Origin of the sequence: Microtetraspora glauca (assembly GCF_040656155.1) — a bacterium.
GTDB classification, from domain to species: Bacteria; Actinomycetota; Actinomycetes; order Streptosporangiales; family Streptosporangiaceae; genus Microtetraspora; species Microtetraspora glauca.
Map to the genome: position 1 here is coordinate 60,443 of NZ_JBFALK010000005.1, position 18,712 is coordinate 79,154.

At 71.3% G+C, this 18,712-nt stretch carries 16 protein-coding genes and 1 tRNA gene; 7 read left to right on the forward strand and 10 right to left on the reverse strand.

The annotated features are described in order from the left end of the window. The first annotated feature begins 135 nt into the window (after positions 1–135). The 3 genes from AB0I59_RS11410 (at position 136) to AB0I59_RS11420 (ending at position 2,158) form a co-directional block, all read left to right on the forward strand. A complete protein-coding gene (locus AB0I59_RS11410) occupies positions 136–1,038 on the forward strand; it encodes a helix-turn-helix domain-containing protein (RefSeq protein ID WP_358132146.1) in 903 nt (300 codons plus the stop codon). Beyond that, positions 1,035–1,445, forward strand: a complete 411-nt coding sequence (locus AB0I59_RS11415) for a VOC family protein (protein WP_061259662.1) — start codon at positions 1,035–1,037, stop codon at positions 1,443–1,445. The genes AB0I59_RS11410 and AB0I59_RS11415 overlap by 4 nt, the downstream gene beginning before the upstream one ends. A gap of 206 nt (positions 1,446–1,651) precedes the next feature. Then, complete coding sequence (locus tag AB0I59_RS11420; protein ID WP_063818932.1) at positions 1,652–2,158, forward strand: HAD domain-containing protein; 507 nt, start codon at positions 1,652–1,654, stop codon at positions 2,156–2,158. A 91-nt stretch (positions 2,159–2,249) separates the two neighbouring features. Here AB0I59_RS11420 and AB0I59_RS11425 read toward each other — a convergent pair whose 3' ends face one another. Together AB0I59_RS11425 and AB0I59_RS11430 are read right to left on the reverse strand one after the other, a co-directional pair. After that, positions 2,250–3,026: a maleylpyruvate isomerase family mycothiol-dependent enzyme gene (locus AB0I59_RS11425; RefSeq protein WP_358132148.1), complete on the reverse strand. Its 777-nt coding sequence runs from the start codon at positions 3,024–3,026 to the stop codon at positions 2,250–2,252. Positions 3,027–3,081: 55 nt separating this feature from the next. Beyond that, entirely contained in the window at positions 3,082–3,966 is an 885-nt protein-coding gene (locus tag AB0I59_RS11430) for a 1-aminocyclopropane-1-carboxylate deaminase/D-cysteine desulfhydrase (RefSeq protein ID WP_358132150.1), read from the reverse strand. 72 nt (positions 3,967–4,038) lie between these two features. Here AB0I59_RS11430 and galK point away from each other — a divergent pair, with 72 nt between their 5' ends. Continuing rightward, positions 4,039–5,160: a galactokinase gene (gene galK, locus AB0I59_RS11435; protein ID WP_358132152.1), complete on the forward strand. Its 1,122-nt coding sequence runs from the start codon at positions 4,039–4,041 to the stop codon at positions 5,158–5,160. Positions 5,161–5,217: 57 nt separating this feature from the next. Here the strand turns inward: galK and AB0I59_RS11440 are convergent, their stop codons facing one another. Together AB0I59_RS11440 and AB0I59_RS11445 are read right to left on the reverse strand one after the other, a co-directional pair. Next, a complete protein-coding gene (locus AB0I59_RS11440; protein ID WP_358132154.1) occupies positions 5,218–6,132 on the reverse strand; it encodes an enoyl-CoA hydratase-related protein in 915 nt (304 codons plus the stop codon). Positions 6,133–6,260: 128 nt separating this feature from the next. Continuing rightward, positions 6,261–6,336, reverse strand: a tRNA-Asn gene (locus tag AB0I59_RS11445). Positions 6,337–6,489: 153 nt separating this feature from the next. Between AB0I59_RS11445 and AB0I59_RS11450 the strand changes: the two genes are divergently transcribed. Then, positions 6,490–6,792, forward strand: coding sequence for a YtxH domain-containing protein (locus tag AB0I59_RS11450; RefSeq protein WP_358132476.1), 303 nt, complete (start codon positions 6,490–6,492; stop codon positions 6,790–6,792). 245 nt (positions 6,793–7,037) lie between these two features. Here AB0I59_RS11450 and AB0I59_RS11455 read toward each other — a convergent pair whose 3' ends face one another. From AB0I59_RS11455 to dnaG, 4 genes are all read right to left on the reverse strand, one after another. Continuing rightward, positions 7,038–7,679 (reverse strand): hypothetical protein, encoded by a 642-nt coding sequence (locus AB0I59_RS11455; protein ID WP_358132156.1) that lies wholly within the window; start codon positions 7,677–7,679, stop codon positions 7,038–7,040. 41 nt (positions 7,680–7,720) lie between these two features. Then, on the reverse strand, positions 7,721–8,965 hold the full coding sequence (locus AB0I59_RS11460; RefSeq protein ID WP_061259669.1) for an amylo-alpha-1,6-glucosidase: 1,245 nt from the start codon (positions 8,963–8,965) through the stop codon (positions 7,721–7,723). A 134-nt stretch (positions 8,966–9,099) separates the two neighbouring features. Continuing rightward, the gene (rpoD, locus tag AB0I59_RS11465; protein WP_358132158.1) at positions 9,100–10,206 is read right to left on the reverse strand and encodes an RNA polymerase sigma factor RpoD; all 1,107 of its coding nucleotides are present in this window, start codon (positions 10,204–10,206) and stop codon (positions 9,100–9,102) included. A 178-nt stretch (positions 10,207–10,384) separates the two neighbouring features. After that, a complete protein-coding gene (dnaG, locus tag AB0I59_RS11470) occupies positions 10,385–12,439 on the reverse strand; it encodes a DNA primase (RefSeq protein ID WP_061259671.1) in 2,055 nt (684 codons plus the stop codon). Between the two features lie 139 nt (positions 12,440–12,578). Between dnaG and AB0I59_RS11475 the strand changes: the two genes are divergently transcribed. Next, the gene (locus AB0I59_RS11475; protein ID WP_358132478.1) at positions 12,579–13,460 is read left to right on the forward strand and encodes a M23 family metallopeptidase; all 882 of its coding nucleotides are present in this window, start codon (positions 12,579–12,581) and stop codon (positions 13,458–13,460) included. Between the two features lie 127 nt (positions 13,461–13,587). Here the strand turns inward: AB0I59_RS11475 and AB0I59_RS11480 are convergent, their stop codons facing one another. Further along, positions 13,588–14,814 (reverse strand): NAD(P)/FAD-dependent oxidoreductase, encoded by a 1,227-nt coding sequence (locus AB0I59_RS11480; protein ID WP_358132161.1) that lies wholly within the window; start codon positions 14,812–14,814, stop codon positions 13,588–13,590. Positions 14,815–14,937: 123 nt separating this feature from the next. Beyond that, complete coding sequence (locus AB0I59_RS11485) at positions 14,938–16,212, reverse strand: deoxyguanosinetriphosphate triphosphohydrolase (protein ID WP_061259673.1); 1,275 nt, start codon at positions 16,210–16,212, stop codon at positions 14,938–14,940. Positions 16,213–16,784: 572 nt separating this feature from the next. Between AB0I59_RS11485 and AB0I59_RS11490 the strand changes: the two genes are divergently transcribed. Further along, entirely contained in the window at positions 16,785–18,626 is a 1,842-nt protein-coding gene (locus tag AB0I59_RS11490) for a S8 family peptidase (RefSeq protein WP_061259674.1), read from the forward strand. Positions 18,627–18,712 lie beyond the last annotated feature (86 nt).

Below are 18,712 nucleotides of genomic sequence, written 5' to 3' on the forward strand. Positions count from 1 at the left end.
GCTCCTCGTCCGGGGCCGGGCTCGGGAGCGTAGGCCCGAGCCCGGCCGGATCCGCTCGGTGGCCTTGCCGGGCCCGGCGGGAGCTGGGAACACGGGGCGCCGATCGGCGAAACTGGTGGGCGGGGAGGAGCGACCATGGCTGATCCGGACACCAGCGGGCCGACGACCGAGTTCGCCGGAAGGCGGCCCGCGCCGTCCCTGCGGGGATTCGTCACCGCGTACATCGGCTATCGCGAGGCGGGCGTCCCCCCGGCCAGGCACCGCGGGTTGCCCTCGCCGTATCTCACGATGATCGTCACCCTGGACGATCCGCTGGTCGTGGCCGCGCACCCGGACCGGCTCGCCCCTCCGGGGACGTACGACACGCTCGTCGGCGGCCTGCACAGCACGCCGGCGCTGATCACGCATGACGGCCGGCAGTCCGGTATCCAGCTCGCCCTCACACCGCTGGGCGCGCGGGCGCTGCTCGGCCTGCCCGCCGGGGAGCTGTCCGGCATCGACCTCGACGGGGCCGACGTGCTCGGCGGCGTGGCGGACGAGTTGCGCGAGCGCCTCCTCGCGGCGACCGGATGGCCTGAGCGGTTCGCCGTGCTCGACTCGGTACTCGTTTCGATGCTGGGCTCAGGTCGTGGCACGGCGCTCGGCGCCGGGGCGGCCATGCCCGCCGAGGTCACGTGGGCATGGCGGCGGCTGCTGGCGGCCTCGGGCGGGGTCGGCGTGTCCGACCTGGCCCGCGAGGTAGGCTGGAGCACCCGTTACCTGGGGCGGCGGTTCCGCGAGGAGATCGGCCTGAGCCCGAAGGAAGCGGCCCGGGTGGTGCGCTTCGACCATGCCCGCCGTACGCTGCAACGCCTGACCGCCGGAGGCTCACCTCCCGCCCTGGCCTCGCTCGCCGCGACCTGCGGCTACTACGACCAGGCCCATCTCGCCCGCGAGTTCGGCGCGCTCGCCGGGTGCTCCCCGAGCCGCTGGCTCGCCGAGGAGTTCCGAAACGTCCAAGCCCTGCCCCCGGGCGCGGCGACAGACTTGTTCACATGACAGACAACACACCATCACCGCAGGTCTGGCCCACGCTGCGCGCCCGCGACGCGCGCGGCCTGATCCGCTTCCTCGTCGAGGCGTTCGGCTTCGAGGAGACCGCCGTGTACGGCGAGGGCGAGCGGGTCGATCACGCCCAGCTGTCATGGCCTCTCGGCGGCGGCATCATGCTGGGCTCCGTCCGGGACACGCCGGACGACAAGTGGACGCTGGAGCCCGGCACGTTCGGCGCGTATGTCGTCACCGACGATCCGGACGCGCTCCACGCGCGGGCGATCACGTCGGGGGCGCGGCTCGTCCAGGAGCCGTACGACACCGACTACGGCTCGCGCGACTTCACGGTCCGCGACCCCGAGGGCAACCTCTGGTCGTTCGGCACCTACCGGGGTGAGCCGCGCAAGGGGTGAACGCGGCGGCAACCGGGCCTCCCCCGTGGAGGCCCGTCACCCTCCGACCGGTGGTCCCGTGCGTCATGCGGCATCGCGCGGACGGGCCTCACCCGGGGAGACCCGTCCTGTGGAACACATGCCCCAGGAAATGACATATGTCCCAGGAGCGAGTCCTTTGAGTAGCGTGTACTGGTCAGGCAGTACCGCCCGCTCTGGAGGAGTTCGTGACGACATCCGCCCGTCCCCTGGTGCTGCTCGACGTGGACGGGGTGCTCAACCCGTTCCGCCGCCCGTCCTCGCGGTTCGCGCGGCACGAATGCGTCGTCGACGGCTGCTCGTACCAGGTCCTTCTGGACGTACGGCACGGCGAGGAACTGCTCTCCCTGTCCGAGGACACCGGCGCGGAGCTGGTCTGGGCCACCACCTGGGAGGAGAACGCCAATGAGGAGATCGGCCCGCTCATCGGCCTGCCCCGGATGCCCGTGATCAAGGTGATGGCGGGGGCGGGCGCGGCGCGCGGTGAACACTTCAAGACCGGCCCGGTGGCCGAGTACGTCCGCGGCCGCCCGTTCGTGTGGTTCGACGACGAGCTCAGCCCCGCCGACTGGGAGTACCTGACCGAACATCCGGACGTCGGCGACTTCCTGCTGATCGAGGTCGATCCACGGAACGGGCTGTCGGGGTGGGACATCGACCGCGCACGGGAGTGGCTGGCCGCCGCCCAGGGCTGAGCGGTCGGCGCATGCCCACGGCTTCCGCGCACGGCGCATGCCCACGGCTTCCGCGCACGGCGCATGCCCACGGCTTCCGCGCACGGCCGGTTCAGATCGCCGAGTTCTCCAGCCAGTGGGCGAGCAGGCGATCGTCGCCGAAGACCTCGAAGCGTCCGGCGTCCGGCCGCAGCCGCCCATAGACGAGCAGCAGCAGGTCGCTCGCGGTTCCCCGCACCGCGACCGCGCCCTTGCCGTGCCCGCGCTCCCAGGTGAATCCGGTGGGCCGGAGCGTGATCATCCACTCGCCGTCGGCGTCCGTCGCGTGCAGGTGCAGCGTCTCACCGTCACCGCTGAGCCGTCCGACGCGCTCCGCCCACTCCGCGGCGTACGGCAGGTTGCCGAGGAACTCGTCCACGCCGTCGATCGCGCTCCCCGCGTCGATCGCGGGCTCGCGGCCCAGCGCCAGCTCGGCGTCGGCGAGGTGGACCAGCAGCTCGTGCAGCATCCGGCGGGACCAGAAGCGGGCGTGCCGGTCGCCGCCCCAGGACCAGAGCGGCGTCTCCGGCGCGGTCGCGCGCAACGTGGCCAGCAGTCGCGCCGTGCCCGCCGCGAGCCAGGCAGCGGGGTCGTCTCCCTCCCCCAGGCGGTCCATCGGGACGTCACGCGCCCCGAGCCACTCCGGAGCACGGGTACGCACCAGGTGCTCCGCCCAGCGCTGTGTGGTCCCCACATGCTTCACCAGCTTGGCGATCGTCCATCCCGGACAGGTGGGGACCGGAGCCGCCGGATCCGCCTCCTCCACGAGCGCGACCAGGCGCGCCGTGGCGGCCTCGATCGCCGTGCAGTACTCGTCGTGCGTCCGGTCGCCGTGGATCAGCTCAGTCATGCGCCGACCGTACCTCTCCGGCCCCGGAAGCGGTACGGCCCCTGCCGCTTCATGATCAGCCGGTGATCACGGCGACGACGACCGTGCCCGGCGCGAGGTCACGCGCCAGGGCGTAGACCCCGTACATCATCTTGGCCACGTAGATCCGGTCGAGAAGGAGCCCGTGCCGTACGGCGAAGTCGGAGGCGAACGCCTCCAGCTCCGGTGTGGAGCGGGCATAGCCGCCGAAGTGGAAACCGCACTCGACCCGCCAGCCGCCCGTGACCCGGCCGAGCGCCTCGCGCTGGAGCCGGGCGACCTCTCCGGTCAGGAACTCGCCGCCCTTCAGCACCGAGAAGCCGACCGCCTCCCGGCCCGGCGGCAGGCCGGCCGCGATGCCGGCGAGCGTCCCGCCGGTGCCGACCGGACAGCAGACGAGGTCGTATCCCCCGTCCAGTTGCGTGTCCAGTTCCGGGGGGATCTCGGCGCAGCCACGTACGGCCGCCGCGTTGCTGCCTCCCTCCGGCAGGAGATGGAAGTCGCCGAACTCGACCCGCAGCGCGTCGATCACCTCGGGCGTGTGCTTGCGCCGGTACGCCGTCCGGTCCAGGTAGGTCAGCCGCATGCCCCGGCCCACCGCGTACGCCAGGGAGGGGTTGAGCGGCAGGTGTTCCTCGCCGCGGATCACACCGATCGTCTCGAAGCCGTAGGCCGCGCCCGCCGCCGCGACCGCCCTGATGTGGTTGGAGTACGCCCCACCGAACGTGAGCACCCGGCCCGATCTGGGGTTGTACTTCAGCTTGCGCCACTTGTTCCCCGAGATCTCGGGGTGGATGAGGTCGTCGCGCTTGAGCAGCAACCGGACGGCTCCGAGACGCTCGTCGCGCACCTCCTCGATCGGCGAGGGCACGCACGCCGCCGGGCTGCTCGCCGATCCCGCCAGACCTGCCGGAACGTCCATACCGTCAAGGCTGGCACACGGACGCGGACTCGCTAACCTACGTGGAAGCCGTTTGTTGAGGAGTGTTCGATTATGCGTGTTGTTGAGGTGTTCCGTGCGGCCTATGGGAGCGACCCCGCGGGGGTCTGGCACGCGCCGGGCCGGGTCAACCTGATCGGCGAGCACACCGACTACAACGACGGCCTCGTGTTGCCTTTCGCCGTCCCGTGGGGCGTGACCGCCGCCGTCAGCCCCCGCCCCGACGGCGTCGTACGGCTCGCGTCGGTCCAGGCGCCGGGCGAGGAGCAGGTCGTCGAGGACCTCGACCAGACCCGGGGCTGGGCCCGCTACCCCGCCGGAGTCGTCTGGGCACTGCGCCGCGCGGGCCACCCGGTCGGCGGCGCCGACATCGTGATCGACGGCGACGTACCCAGGGGCGCGGGTCTGTCCTCCAGCGCCGCGCTGGAGGTGGCGACCGCGCTCGCTTTCGACGACCTGTACGGCCTGGCCCTGCCGAGGATGGAGCTGGCGAAGATCGCGCAGCGGGCCGAGAACGACTTCGTCGGCATGCCCTGCGGGATCATGGACCAGGCGGCCTCCGCGCTCAGCGAGGAGGGCCGCGCGCTGTTCCTCGACTGCCGCTCCCTCGGCAGCCGCGCCGTCCCGCTGGACCTGGCGGCGCACGGCCTGCGGCTGTTGATCATCAACACCGGCGTCCACCACGAACTGGCCGACGGGCAGTACGCCCGGCGCCGCCAGGACTGCGAGAACGCCGCCAAGCGGCTGGGCGTTCCCGCGCTCAGGGATGTCACCGACCTCGCCGGGGCGCTGGCCAGGCTGAGCGGCGACGAGCGGAAGCGGACCCAGCACGTGGTCACCGAGAACCACCGGGTCGAGGCGGTGATCGGCCTGCTGCGGGCGGGAGCCGTGCGCGAGATCGGCGCGCTCCTGAACGCCTCACACCTCTCCCTGCGCGACCAGTTCGAGGTGTCGTGCCCCGAGCTGGACGTGGCCGTCGAGGCGGCGGTCAGGGGCGGCGCGCGCGGCGCCAGGATGACCGGAGGCGGCTTCGGGGGCTCCGCCATCGCCCTCGTACCCGAAGAGCGCCTCCCGGCCGTACGGGACGAGGTTCTGCGGGCCTACGAGGCACGCGGCTGGGCCGCTCCCGCCTTCCTGGAGGCGACCCCCGCCCCCGGCGCCCGCCGCCTCCGCTGAATCGGACCGGTTCAGGGGCCGGATGCCGGGCGGCTTCCGCCTGAGGCGTCGGCGCGCTCACAGCGGCCGGAAACGCGGCGGGCGGCGCTCCAGGAAGCCGGCGACGCCCTCGGCGAAGTCGGGCCCGCCGAACGACTCCATCATGAGCCGCACGGCCCGGTCCCTCGACTCGTCGAGAGGCCGCTCCCAGTCGCCCCACACCTGCCGCTTGATGACCGCCATCGACGTGGGCGAGCTGGTGGCCGCCAGCTCCCGCGCGTACGCCAGGGCCTCGTCGAGAAGCCGCTCTCCCGGTACGGCCCGGCACGCCAGGCCCAGCGCGTACGCCTCGGAGCCGGTGAAGGTCCGGCCCGACAACAGGAGATCCATGGCCCTGGCCTGCCCGGCGAGCTTGGGCAGGACCCAGGCCAGGCCGTACTCCGCGATGAGCCCACGCCGGGAGAAGGCGGTGGTCCACTTGGCGTCCTCGGCGGTGAAGACGAGATCGCAGACGAGGGCGTAGACCATGCCCAGCCCGGCGCAGGCGCCGTTCACCACGGCGATGACCGGCTTGCGTAGCGTCAGTGGAAAGGTGGCGGGCCGGGGATCCGGCTCGAAATCGGGCAATCCCGCCCGCTGGCCGGTGCGCCCTTCGTCCCGGCCGTCCTCCCGGTTACCCAAGCCTCCGCCCACGCGGCCTTCGTCCCGGTCGCCCGCGTGGTCACCCGCGTGGTCGTCCGCCTGGTCGTCCGCGTGGTCGCCGGAGCGGACTCCGGCCGCCTGGATCGCGGCGAGCGCCTGGAAGTCGGCGCCGGAGCAGAACCCCTTCCCCACGCCGGTGACCAGGATGACCCGGACGGTGGGATCACGCTCGGCCTCTTCGAGCAGATCGAAGTAGCGCCGCCCCATCTCGGGAGTCCAGGCGTTCAGCCGATCCGGCCGGTTGAACTTCAGGACCCGCGCGGCGTCGTGGTTCTCGGACAGCACCAGCATGTCGGCCTCCCTGTACAGAACTATGTTCTACACCAGTGGGGGCGGCCTGATCGACCCCCAAAAAGGAAGAAGGGGCCGCAAACGCGACGAGGCCGGGCGACCTTTCGGTCACCCGGCCTCGGAGCCAGTGGCTCCCGCGATAGGACTCGAACCTATAACCTGCCGGTTAACAGCCGGCTGCTCTGCCGATTGAGCTACACGGGATTGCTGTTCGCCCCGCCTTCCGGCCTTTCGGCTTTCCTTGCGGCGCGGAACTAGATTAGCGCACTCCGAGGGGTTCCTGTCACATCGGTTGCGCTTGGATAGAGCGTGGCCCCCAGGGTAGGAGGCCGGAGACATTGAGTGGGGAGGTGGATGATGCGCTACAAGGTGATGTTCGCCGCCGGGCTGGCCATCGGTTATGTCCTGGGCACACGGGCCGGGCGGGAACGGTACGAGGAGATCAAGCGCCTGGCACAGCGGGTGTCCGACAGCCCGACGATCCAGGAGGCGGCGGGCCTGGTGGGCGCCCAGGCGGCCAAGGTCGCGGACAGGGCCAAGAGCATGGTGGGCAACAAGTTCGGCGGCAAGGTCCCGTTCATGCGCAAGCCCGAGCACGAGCCCTGGTCGGCGGAGAAGGTGCCCAGCGGAGCCGGCTGGCCCGACCCCGGAACGACCTGAACACGTGACCGCCTTCGGCGTGTCACGCGGGCGACCGTGATCGGTGACCGCCCGACGACGCGCGGCGCCGACAGATCGCGCGCGGCGCACGTCTGACGGCGTGTCGCGCCGATTGACTCGATCGGCGGCTCGTCTGACGGCGTGTCGCGCCGGACGATCCAATCGATGATCGTCTGACGGCGTGTCGCGCCGAACCACTCGATCGATGTCGCCTGGCGGCGTGTCGCCCCGACAGCCCCGGCGCCTCAGACACCGAGGCTGCGGCGCACCTCCTCGAGCGCCTGCTCGGCGAGTGCGCGCAGTCCCGGGTCGCCGGGATCGAGACCGGGATCGAAGACGAACTCCCAGCGCGGCTCCTCCGCCCCCGGCACGCGCCTGGCGACCAGCCGCACTCCCCCACGCGCGTCGAGCGGGACGTGCTTGCTCGCCACGATCGACGAGGTGACCCGCTCCCGGATCGTCTCCGGCAGCAGGCCGGGCTCCGGAAGCGGCACGCGGTGGATCTCGCCGTCCGTCATGGCGACGGTGAGGCCGGTCTCGTCCCACGTCGCCTTGTCCACCATGTGCCAGGGCAGCCTGTGCCCGCCGGGCAGGTGCAGGGCCAGCGTGGTGGCGACCGCGTATCCCGCACCGGCGCTCCCACCGCTTCTCCCGGCGGTTCCTCCGGCGGTTCCTCCGGCGGTTCCCCCAACGGTGCCCTCGCCGCTTCCTCCGGCCGTGCCCTCGTCGCTTCCTCCGGCCGTGCCCTCGCCTGCCGTACGCGCGTGGCTGAGCACCCGCTCGCCCGGCTCCAGGGCGAGGGCCGTACGGACCTCGGACGGCAGCCGCTCGCCGAAGAGGGCACCGGCGAGACCGGAGAACGCGCGGGAGAAGGATGATCCAGCCAACGGGCACCGCCAGGGAACGCGACGATCGGTACAGCCGCAGGCTATCTGCCGAGCAGATCGAGGGTGAGCGCGGCCGACCAGGAGAAGTCCCTGCAGCCGTGCCCGGTCCCGTCGAAGGGATCGAAGCACTCGCGGAATCCCCCCTGCCGGACCAGCCGCAGCGTGCTCGCCACGAGCAGCTCGCGCAGCCGGTCCAGACCGTGTACGGCGGCGGCCTGGCTGAGCAGCCAGTTCGTGCTGATCCAGGACGGGCCGCGCCAGTACTGCGCCCGGTCGAACTCCGGCGCCCTTATCTCGCAGCTCGGTACCGGATATCCGGCCGCGCCCATGAACTTGGTCGACTCAAGGAGCGCGGTCAGCGCCGCGATGACGTGGTGGGGCATCTCGGGATCGAGCATGGGACCGAAACCGCCGATCGTGCAGACCGGGACGAGCCGGTCGGCACGGAGGTCCCTGGCGTAGAAGGCGCCGTTCCACAACCGGTCGAGCAGGGCGCCCCTGATCCGCGCCGCGGCCTCCTGGAACGGCTCCGGGTCCGCTCCCACGACCTCGGACGCGAGCCGCGCCATGGCGTCGCAGGAGAGCAGCCAGATGCCGTTGAACATCGGGTCCTCGACCGCGAACGGATGCTCCTCCCGGAAGTACGACGGCGCGTACCCGTGATCCCGGCACTGGACGGCGAGCCAGAAGTACCTGTCGTGGTAACCGGTGCCGCACCGGCCCGCGGGCAGGTTCGCCAGGGGCGCGTCCCAGGCGGGGCTGTCGTCCATGCCGGACTCCCACGGGTGGGCGATCGCGGCCAGCCCGTGCCCTCCGGCGTCCCTGCTCCGCAGATAGGCGTGCTGGGCCACGAGGGACGGCCACGCCCGCCGTACGAACCGGGCGGCGAGCTCGCGGTCGGCGGCGTGCCGCCAGATCCACCAGGCGGCGTACGCGTGCAGGGGCGGCTGGGTCAGCCCGGACGTGAGCGCGCCGCGCGGCGCGTCCGGGACCTCTTCCGAGCGCCACATGGACGGTCCGGGGAAGTAGCCGTCGCTGTGGTGGAACACGATGTGCGGGACCATCCCGGTGCGCCACTGGCCGGTGAAGAGCGAGAGCAGCTCCTGACCGGCCCGTGCGGTGTCGCGCCTGGCGAGGCCGATCGCCACGAACGCCGAGTCCAGGCTCCACTGGTGGGGGTAGATGCCGGGGGCGGGCACGGTGGAGGTGCCCGTCCAGTTCGCGTCGAGCACGGCCAGGGCGGCACGCCCGAGCGCGGCGTCGTCAACAGCGGGACGCCCCTCCATCGATCCAGACTAATCCCACAAAGACCAGAAATCACCGAATATGGCGCCCCGGCCGCGGGGTCCCGCACGGCCCGCAGGACCCCGCACCGACCCGGCGCCCGGTGACACACGTTCCGGCGCCCGGTCGCGGACCATCACTCGAGATAGTCGCGCAGCATCTGGGCCCGGGTCGGGTGGCGCAGCTTGGCCAGCGTCTTCGACTCGATCTGCCGGATCCGCTCGCGGGTGACGCCGAACTCCCGGCCGACCTCCTCCAGCGTGCGGGGGTGGCCGTCGGACAGGCCGAACCGGAGCTGGATGATCCGCTGCTCGCGGTCCGACAGGGTCGCGAGGATGTCGTCGAGCTGGTCCTGCAGCATGATGAACGCCGCGGCCTCGATCGGCACCACCGCGTCCGCGTCCTCGATGAAGTCTCCGAGATCGGAGTCCTCCTCGCCGATCGGCGACTGCAGCGACACCGGCTCCTGCGCGATCCGCTGGATCTCCACCACGCGGTCGATGGGCAGATCCATCTCCGCCGCGATCTCCTCGGGGGCGGGCTCGCGGCCGAGATCCTGGTGCAGCTGCCGCTGCACCCGGACCAATTTGTTGATCGTCTCGACCATGTGGACCGGAATTCTGATCGTCCGGGCCTGGTCCGCGATGGCCCGGGTGATCGCCTGGCGAATCCACCATGTGGCATAGGTCGAGAACTTGTAACCCTTGGTGTAATCGAATTTCTCAACCGCGCGGATCAGGCCGAGATTGCCTTCCTGGATAAGATCCAGAAAGAGCATTCCGCGGCCCACATAACGCTTGGCGATCGACACCACGAGCCGCAGGTTCGCCTCGATCAGGCGCTGCTTGGCGCGCACGCCCTCCCAGACCAGATCCTCCAGCTCGGGACGGCCCAGCCGTACCGCGGCGCCGTCGCACAGCTTGTCCTCGGCGAACAGACCGGCCTCGATCGCCTTGGCGAGTTCCACCTCCTCTTCGGCGGTCAGCAGCGGAACCCGGCCGATCTCCCGCAGGTAGATGCGGACGAGGTCGCTCGTCGGAGCCCGCCGGCCGGCGTCGTCGTCGTCCGGCCTGCTCGGCTCGTCTTCGCCTTGGGGTTCGAGAACCTCGACCCCGTTCTCCGCGAGCATGCGCACGACGCGCTCCAGCGCGTCGGACGGCAGCTCGGATTTGTCGAGCGCGGCGGCCACGTCGTCGACCGTGACGCTTCCGCGTTCCCTTCCCTTCGCGACGAGGTCCGCCACCTGGTCTACCGATGGCGGCCCACTTGGTAGCACCGATGCACCCACGCATCACAGTCTGCGGTATGAGCACAACAAAGCGGCAGGCCTATTTTTGGAACTCAAGGTAAGACAGAAGTCAATACCCGATCGCAATCTAAATCAACGTTTACCCGTTGTCAGGATTGGAAAGGAAAGTAATTCATGCCCCGGCGGCGCGCTCACGCAACACGCGTCGCTGCTGTTCGAGGGCGACGAGCTCGCCGAAGAGACGGTTGTACTCCTGCTGCTCCTCCACCGGGTTCAGCCGCTGGAGCCGGGCCTTGATCTGCGTGACGGACCGGCCGACCGCGGTCTCCAGCAGCCGGGCGAGCACGGCCGCGCCGTACCGCTCCTCGCCGCCGGTCTCGGTGCGCAGCTCCTCGACGGCGAACCGGGTGAGCGCCGGGCGCAACTCGTCGTTCGCCGCCCCGAGGAGGCGGTCGACCCACTCCTGCCCCCCGGAGCCGCCGGAGGTGGTGCCGCCCGCGGCCGTGATCACGCCGTACAGCGCGGCGTGCTCGGGCCGGATGAACGCGTCGGCGCCGAGCGCGTCGAACTCGGGTCCGAGCAGGGCGGGCCGCTGGACGGCCAGCTTCAGGGCCTCCGCCTCCAGCTTGGCGACGGGGTCGACGGACTCCTGCCGGCCGGCCCGCCCCTGCTCAGGCCCGCCGTACTGCTGTCCCTGGCGGTGCTGCCCGTGCTGGGGCCCCTGCTGCCGTCCGTACGGGCCGCTCTGGCCGGGCCGGCCACCCTGCTGGCCGTACCGGCCCTGCTGATCATGTCGGCCCTGCTGGTCATACCGGCCCTGCTGGTCGTGCCGGCCGGGCTGACCGGGGCGAGCACCCTGGCCACCCTGGCCGCCCTGGCCTCCCTGGCCGATCGCCTGCTGGACGCGCTCGATGACGAACCCCTCGTCCATGAAGCCGAGCCAGCGGTCCAGGTCCACGACGTACGTCTTGCGCAGCCCGGGGTCCTTGATCGAGGCGACCACCGGGGCGACCGCGTCGAGCGCGCCGAGCCGCCCCTCGTTGGTGGCCAGGTCGTAGCGGGAGATCACGCTGCGGATGGCGAACGCGAACAGCGGCTCCCGGCTCGCGATCAGGTCCCGGACCGCGGCGTCGCCGTGCTTCACCCGCAGGTCGCACGGGTCGAGGCCGTCGGGCTGCACGGCGACGAACGTCTGGGTGACGAACTTCTGCTCGTCCTGGAACGCCCGCAGGGCGGCCTTCTGCCCGGCGGAGTCGCCGTCGAACGTGAAGATCACCTCGCCGCGGAACTCGGCCTGGTCGAGCAGGAGGCGCCGTAGGACCTTGATGTGTTCCTCGCCGAAGGACGTGCCGCAGGTCGCCACCGCCGTCGGCACCCCGGCCAGGTGGCAGGCCATGACGTCGGTGTAGCCCTCGACGATGACCGCCTGGGAGCGGCGGGAGATCTCCCGCTTGGCCAGGTCCACGCCGTACAGCACGGAGCTCTTGTGGTAGATCGGGCTCTCGGGGGTGTTGAGGTATTTCGGACCGTCGTCGGACTCGAGCAGCTTGCGCGCCCCGAACCCGATCACGTCGCCGGTGATGTCTCTGATCGGCCAGACCAGCCGGCCACGGAACCGGTCGATGGGCCCCCGGCGGCCCTCCTTGGCCAGCCCGCCCTTGATCAGCTCCTGGGACGTGAACCCGCGCGCCATCAGATGCCGGGACAGCGCCTCCCACCCGGCGGGCGCGTGCCCGACGCCGAACCGCTCGGCGTCCACCCGCTCGAAGCCGCGCTCGGACAGGAACCGCCGGCCGGGCGCCGCGTCGGGGCTGGCGAGTTGCTCGGCGTAGAACTCGGCGGCGGCGCGGTGGGCCTCGATGAGCCTGACCCGCTCGCCCTGCTCGCGCCCGGGGACGTAGCCCCCCTGCTCGTAGCGGAGCTGGATCCCGGCGCGCTGCGCGAGACGTTCGACGGCCTCGGAGAACGAGAGGTTCTCGATCTTGCGGACGAACGTGATGACGTCGCCGCCCTCGGCGCAGCCGAAACAGTAGTAGTAGCCGCGGGCCGGCGTCACGTTGAAGGACGGCGACTTCTCGTCATGGAAGGGGCACAGTCCCTTCAGGTTGCCGCCGCCGGCGTTGCGCAGCTGGATGTGCTCCCCCACGACGTCGGCGATCGGCGAACGCTCCCGTACGAGCGCGATGTCCTCGTCGCTGATCCGCCCTGCACCGCTACGCCCTGCCACGCTCGCGAGTTTAGGCCCTGGGAGCGACGTCGTGGGCGGGGCCTTCCCGAGACCGTATTTCGGTAACGGGTCGTGACCGAAAACGAGGTCGGTTACAAAGGAACCGTCGTATCTCGCTAACGTCGAGCGGGTGGAGATCATGCGATCGGGCAGACTGGCCGCCGTCGTGGCCGCCGCGGTGGCCACCACCGGGCTGGCCTCGGCGTGCGGAGCACCGGCCGGAGTGGCCGGGGTGAGCACGATGCCGCCCGTCCCCAGGGCCGAGGAGCCACCCTCGGCCTCGCCGGACGGCGCCGCGAGCGCCTCCCCGAGCGGCGCCCTCGGCGGCGACAGCGCCCACATGCGCTCCGTCGTCCCGCCCACGGGCCCCGAGCCCGTACGGCTCCCGCCGCCCAAGGTGTCGGCGTTCACCTACGCGTTCCCGGTCAAGGGGTGCCGGGTGTCGTACGCGCGGCAGCTGCTCGTGCTGCCGAAGACCACGATCTGGGCGGGCAAGGGATGCACCTTCGTCTCACCCACCGACGGCGTGGTCCGCGAGGTCAACGTGCAGAACAGGTGGCTGCCGTCCACCGACCGCGGCCAGGACCGCGAGGGCCGGTTCGTCACGGTCGTCGGCGAGGACGGCGTGCTCTACCTGGGCGGCCATCTCGACTCGATCGAGCCGGGCGTGCGGCCGGGGGACAAGGTCAAGGCCGGCCAGCCGCTCGGCCGGCTCGGCAACTCGGGCAACGCCCGCGACACCGCCAGCAACCTCTACTTCGCCATCTCCTGGCCGGCCGCGCCGGAGCACTGGTGGATCAGGCGCGGCATGGTCGAACCCTGGGACTACCTCGACGCCTGGTACAACGGCAACCGCACGCTGTCCCCGAAGAAGGCCGTGTTCGCCCTGCGCAAGCGGGTCGGCAAGCTGCCCGCCTGCGACCGGTTGTGCGCCTCGAAGCCTCCGGCCACCAAGAAGCCGTCCACCGGCAACAAGCGGCACGAGTCCGACGAGAGTCCCCCCGTGGTCACTCCGGGCTGACCCGCCCGGCGCGGGTCGCCGGGCGGAATCGCGCGGGCGGGTCGCCGGGCACGGCAGCCGGGCGACATCGGGTGGGCGGGTCACCGGACGCGGCGGCCGGCAGGGGGCCGGGCGAGACATTCCGTCGTCAGCCGGCCAGGAGGTCGTCGAGCGGGACGGCCGGGTCGGCGAGCCGGGCCGGGTCCACGGCGGTGCCGCCGTACCCGGCACGCACCAGCTCCTGGATCTTCTCGGTCATGTCCCACACGTTCACGTTCATCCCGGCGAGGACCCGGCCCTCCTTCAGCCAGAAGGCGATGAACTCCAGGCTGTCCACCGACCCCCGGTAGACGACCCGGTCGTGGCCGGTGATGTCGCCGGAGAACTCCATCCCCAGCTCGAACTGGTCGGTGAAGAAGTACGGCACGCGGTCGTAGACGACGTCGTGCCCGAGCATGGCGCGGGCCGCGGCCGGGCCGCCGTTCAGCGCGTTGGCCCAGTGCTCGACCCGGATCGGGCGTCCCAGCAGGGGGTTCATCGCCTCGGCGACGTCGCCCGCGGCGTAGATGTCGGGGTGCGAGGTGCGCAGGGAGGCGTCCACGACGATCCCGTTCGCGACCTCCAGCCCCGCGCCGCGGGCCAGTTCGACGTTGGGGGCGGCGCCGATGCCGACCACCACGTCGTCCGCGGGCAACGCCTGACCGTCCGACGTGACCACCGTGCGGGCGTGCGCCGTCCCTCCCAGGCTCGCCACGGAGACGCCGAGGCGCAGGTCGACGCCGTGCCGCCGGTGCAGCTCGGCGAAGATCTCTCCGACGGCCGGGCCGAAGGTCCGGTACAGCGGAGCCGGGTCCGGCTCGACGATCGTCACCGCGCATCCCGCCTCACGGGCCGCGGCGGCGGTCTCCAGCCCGATCCAGCCCCCACCGATGATCACGACGTTCCCCTGGTGGGCGAACGCGGCGCGCAGCGCCTGGCTGTCCGCGAGCGTACGCAGATAGTGCACGCCCTCCAGGTCCGCGCCCTCGACCGGCAGCGGACGCGGCGTCGCGCCCGTGGCGATCAGCAACTTGTCGTACGGCTGCCGCTCGCCTGAGGCGAGATGGACGGTGTGCCCGTCGGGATCGACGGCGGTGGCCGCGACGCCCAGGAGCAGCCGCACGTCGTGCTCGGCGTACCAGCCGGGGTCGTGCACGTAGACCTTCGCCAGCTCGGTGGTCCCCTTGAGATAGCCCTTGGAGAGCGGCGGACGTTCGTACGGGCGCTCCTGCTCGGCCCCGATCAGCACGATCTCGCCGGTGAAGCCCTCCTCGCGGAGCGTCTGGGCCGCTTTCGCGCCCGCCAGGCCCGCTCCGACAATCGCGTACGTCGACATCTGCACCCCTCACTCCCGGCTTTCGCGCAGTATCCGCCTGTGATCGCCCGGCGTCGAACGGAACGCGCCGGATCTCGTACCAGGTGCCCGGGAACGGGGGCCGGATTCCTGCCCGGCGTGATCTCAGGCGAGACGCCGGCGCCAGGCGACGGCCGACACGTCGGTGAGCGAGGCGATCTGGTCGACGACGGCGCGCAGCCGTCCGGCGTCGTCGGGGGCGTTCTCGAAGGCGGGGCGCAGCGCGGGTTCGAGGGTCGCGGGAGCGCCCGCCGCGATCAGCGAGGCCAGTTCGGCGATGAGCTCCCGCTGGAGGGCCTGGGTCGCGTGGTGCGCCTCGCGGGACATCACGTAGTGCGCGGTCACGCCCTTGAGCAGCGCGCACTCCAGCCGCGTGGTCCTGGGGACGACCAGGTCCGCCGAGTGCCGTCCGGCCGGGGGTTCGGGCCGGTACGCGTACGCCTCGCGGGTGGCGTCCTGGGCTGACCTGCAGAAGCGCCCGATGAGGGAGCTGGTGAGGCGCTTGAGCGAGGCGAGGTCGTCGAGGCCGCCGACGAACGGCCCGGCGAACCTCGCCGGCCAGATCGGATCGGTGACCAGCCGCGCGAACGTCTCCGCCAGCTCGGCGAGGTCGGCGTCGGGCGCGTACCACTCCCGGGTCAGGCGGCAGACCTCCAGGCGTTCCTCCGGGTCGCGGAGCGCCTCCGGGGTGACGTGGCCGCAGTGCAGCGCGTCCTCCAGGTCGTGCACCGAGTACGCGACGTCGTCGGCCCAGTCCATGATCTGCGCCTCGAAGCTGACACGGTAGTCAGGGGTGCCCTCACGGACCCAGGCGAAGATGGGGGCGTCGTCCGGGTAGACGCAGTACGGCCGGCCGTCGCGCGCCTGCGGGACGCCGGGAACCCGGCAGGTGTCGCTCGTCCAGGGGTACTTGCAGACGGCGTCGAGCGCCGCCCTGGTGAGGTTGAGTCCGGCACTGCGGCCGTCCTCGGTGAGCACCTTGGCCTCCAGCCGGGTGAGCAGCCGCAGGTTCTGCGCGTTGCCCTGGAAGCCGCCGCACGGGGCGGCCAGCTCGTTCAGCGCGACCTCGCCGTTGTGGCCGAACGGCGGGTGCCCGAGGTCGTGGGCGAGGCAGGCGGTCTCGACCAGGTCGGGGTCCCGGCCGAGGATCTTGCCCATCTCCCTGCCGATCTGCGCGCATTCCAGGGAGTGGGTGAGCCGGGTGCGGTTGCTGTGCAGGCTGTGGTCGGACGGCGTGACCACCTGGGTCTTGGCCGCGAGCCTTCGGAGGGACGCGCTGTGCATGACCCGGGCGCGGTCCCGCTCGAAGGCGCCGCGTTCGGGGTCGCCCGGGGGTTCGGGCACCCATCGTGCCTGGTCGTGCTCGTCATAGCGGTTCATCTGTCCTCCTTCCCCGGCATCGGGGAGGAGGAGAGTACCCCTTTGGGCCTCATTTCACGATAAACGCCTCTAAAACCATCAGTGACCGGTGCTCCAGTCGACGGCCCTCGCCGGTGGCACGCCGGGGCGGTAGTGCCTCCGGTCCGGGCCCACCTGCGGAACGGGTTCGGCCGGGCGGCGACGCCGGCCGCGGTGGAGCGCCGAGCGCATCGCCCTACATCACTGACCGCATTTCTGTCAATAATGCCGTCAACCCATCTTGCCGACCGCTCCGGATGGCACGGATGACACGGACCAGACACGCCGATGATCGACCCATTTCACCGTTCAGCCTGCTCACGGCGGGTCAGGGAGCGCACCGCCCGAACGGAGGGCGGCCGGTCCCCGCCCCTTCGGAGCAGGGGCTCCGCGACGGAAATCCATGCTGTCCCCGAGGTGACATAACCCTGAATTGTTGACTGCCAATCTCACCATATTGCGCTGTATGACGAGTTTCGCAATCTTGCCGATGAGCAACCGTGCGATAACCATCAGTGGCCGAACAGTCACCCTCTGCACTGGAGGCCACCAGTATGAGAACGGTCCCCCTGCTCCTGCGGCTCACGGCCGTGGGAGCCGCGTCGGCCATGGTGCTCACCGGAACATGCGCCGGCACGGCCACCGCGGCCACCGCGGCCGTCGCGCGCCCGCACGCCCCCTCGGACACGATCCGCGGCACCAGCTCCCCCGATGCCATCCCCGACCAGTACATCGTCGTACTCAAGAACACCGGCGAGAACCGCAGGCGCGGCGCGGTCCGCATCGCGGGCGACCTCTCCTCCAAGCACCACGGCACCCTGCGGCACATCTTCCGCAAGGTCATGATGGGCTTCTCCGTCAAGATGACTCAGGCGAACGCCGTGGAGCTGGCCGCTGACAGCTCCGTCCGGTACGTGGAGCAGGACCAGAAGATCACCGTCAACGACACCCAGCGCGACGCCACCTGGGGTCTGGACCGCATCGACCAGCCGGCGCTCCCGCTCAGCGGCACGTACACCTATCCGACCACCGCGTCCAACGTGCACGCGTACATCATCGACACCGGCATCCTGACCACGCACAGCGACTTCGGCGGCCGGGCGAGCAGTGGATACGACTTCGTCGACAACGACACCGATGCCACCGACTGCCATGGTCACGGCACCCACGTCGCCGGCACCATCGGCGGCAACACGTACGGCGTGGCCAAGGGTGTCAAGCTCGTCGGCGTCCGCGTGCTCGACTGTTCGGGCAACGGCGCCGTCTCCAGCGTGATCGCGGGCGTCGACTGGGTGACGTCCAACGCGATCAAACCGGCGGTGGCCAACATGAGCCTCGGCGGCGGCTCGAGCACCGCCCTGGACAGCGCCGTGTCCAGGTCCATCGCCTCCGGCGTCACCTACGGCGTGGCCGCCGGGAACGACGGCACCGACGCCTGCTCCGGCTCGCCGAGCCGACTCCCCGAGGCGATCACCGTGGGCGCGACGTCCTCCAACGACGGCCGGCCGTCCTGGTCCAACTACGGCAGCTGCCTGGACGTCTTCGCACCCGGCGAGTCCATCACCTCCGACTGGTACACGGGCGGCACCGCGACGAACACGATCAGCGGCACCTCGATGGCCACCCCGCACGTCGTCGGCACGGCGGCGCTGATCCTGGGCCTCACTCCCGGCGCCACCCCCGCGCAGGTGGCCTCGGCGATCGTCTCCCAGGCGACCACGAACAAGGTGACCAATCCGGGAGCCGGCTCGCCGAACCGGCTCCTCTACACCGGCAGGCTCGGCGGCGGTACCACGCCCAGCCCGTCACCGTCCCCCACCCCGACCCCGACGGTGTCGCCGACGCAGCCCGGTGGCACCACCGTCTTCTCCGACAACTTCGAGACGCTCACCGGCTGGATCACCAACCCGGCCCTCACCGACACCGCCACCTTCGGCCAGTGGATGCGCGCCCGGCCGGAGGCCACCAGCGCGAACGGCGTCGCCACCCAGCTCGGCACCCCGACCAGCGGGAGCTACGACCTGGTCACCGGACCGTTCGCCGGGTTCGAGGCCGGCACCTGGGACCTGGACGGCGGGGTCACCACGATCCAGTCACCGGCGATCAGGCTGCCCTCCTCCGGCAAGCTGACTCTGGCGCTCAGCTGGTATCTCGCCCACCTCAACAACGCGACGAACGCGGACTACTTCCGGGTCCGCGTGGTCGGCTCGACCACGACCACGGTGCTGCGGCAGGTCGGCTCGCCGACGAACCGGGCCGCCGCGTGGGCCAGGGCCACCGCCGACATCTCCTCCTACGCCGGTCAAACCGTACGGATCGTCATCGACGCCGCCGACGCCGCCGAGCCGAGCCTCATCGAGGCCGCCGTCGACGACGTGGTCATCACGCGAAGCTGACCCGACCTGACCTCACGTGATACCCGGAAGACGGCCGGTACGGCTCATGCGAGCCGTACCGGCCGTCTCTCACGTACCGGCCGCTC